Genomic DNA, 1,497 nt, shown 5'->3' with positions numbered 1-1,497 from the left:
CACGACCGTCGCCGACGAGTGGAGCCGGCTGGGCAGCGAGCTCGGCGGCGGTCTCGCCCGGATCGACCACTGGCTCACCGGCGCCCCCTTCCACCAGCAGCCGGCCCAGCCGCAGCCCGGCCCGCAGGCCCAGCCGGGGCAGCCCCACCCCGGCCAGCCGCAGCCGGGGCCCGGACAGCCGTGGCAGCAGCCGCAGGCCCCGCAGCCCAGCGCGTTCCAGCAGGCCGCCGCCCCGCAGCAGACCGCGCACGGCGCGCCGCTCGGCTACACCGCCGCCGTCGAGCTGTCCTCGGACCGGCTGCTGCGCAGCCAGCCCAAGCAGCAGCGCCAGCAGCCGCGCTTCCAGTTCGGCGGCAAGGCCGCGGCGGCCGAGAAGGCCCGTCGGCTGGAGATCATCCGCACCCCGGTGCTGAGCTGCTACCGGATCGCCGTGATCAGCCTCAAGGGCGGCGTCGGCAAGACCACAACCACCACCGCGCTCGGCGCGACCCTGGCCAGCGAGCGCCAGGACAAGGTGATCGCGATCGACGCCAACCCGGACGCCGGCACCCTGGGCCGCCGGGTCAAGCGCCAGACCGGCGCGACCATCCGCGACCTGGTGACGGCCATCCCGCACCTGCGCAGCTACATGGACATCCGTCAGTTCACCTCGCAGGACCTGAACTCGGGCCTGGAGATCCTGGCGAACGACGTCGACCCGGCGGTCTCGACCACCTTCAACGACTCGGACTACCGCCAGGTGATCGACGTGCTGGGCCGCCAGTACCCGATCATCCTGACCGACTCCGGCACCGGCCTGCTGTACAGCGCGATGCGCGGGGTGCTCGACCTGGCCGACCAGCTGATCATCGTCTCCACGCCCAGCGTGGACGGCGCCTCCAGCGCCTCGACCACCCTGGACTGGCTCTCCGCGCACGGCTACGCGGACCTGGTGCAGCGCAGCATCACGGTGGTCTCCGGGGTGCGCGAGACCAGCAAGATGATCAAGGTCGAGGACATCGTCGCGCACTTCCAGACCCGCTGCCGCGGCGTGGTCGTGGTGCCGTTCGACGAGAGCCTGGCGGCCGGCGCCGAGGTCAACCTCGACATGATGCGGCCCAAGGTCCGGGAGGCCTACTTCGAGCTGGCCACCCTGGTCGGCGAGGACATCGTCCGGGCCCAGCAGGCCGCCGCCCAGCAGGCCGGCTGGCAGCAGCAGGCCCAGGCGCAGGCGGGCTACCCCGGCGGCCAGCCGCAGCCGTACGCCGACCCGCAGCAGCCCCAGCCCTACCCGCAGCAGGCCGGCCAGCCCGCTCCCGGGGCGCCGTGGGCCCCGCAGCCCGGCCAGGTGCCGCCGCCCCCGCCCGGGTACGGCTACCCGCAGCAGCCCCCGCCCGGGTACGGCTACCCGCAGCAGCCCGCGCCCGGGGCGCCCTGGCCGCAGCAGCCGGGGCCGGGCTACGGCTACCCGCCGCAGGCGCCCCAGCAGTGAGACGCCGGAGGGGGCCCACCGACACC

At 74.7% G+C, this 1,497-nt stretch carries 1 protein-coding gene; it reads left to right on the top strand.

The genetic code is table 11. The features are described 5' to 3' along the window. Nucleotides 1-1,471 (top strand): MinD/ParA family protein (locus ABZW03_RS40790; protein WP_355269921.1); only part of this gene is annotated, 1,471 nt, incomplete at its 5' end. Between the last annotated feature and the right edge of the window lie 26 nt (nt 1,472-1,497).

The organism is Kitasatospora sp. NPDC004799 (assembly GCF_040609095.1).
Lineage (GTDB): Bacteria > Actinomycetota > Actinomycetes > Streptomycetales > Streptomycetaceae > Kitasatospora.
This window is presented reverse-complemented; position numbering and strand designations above follow the sequence as displayed.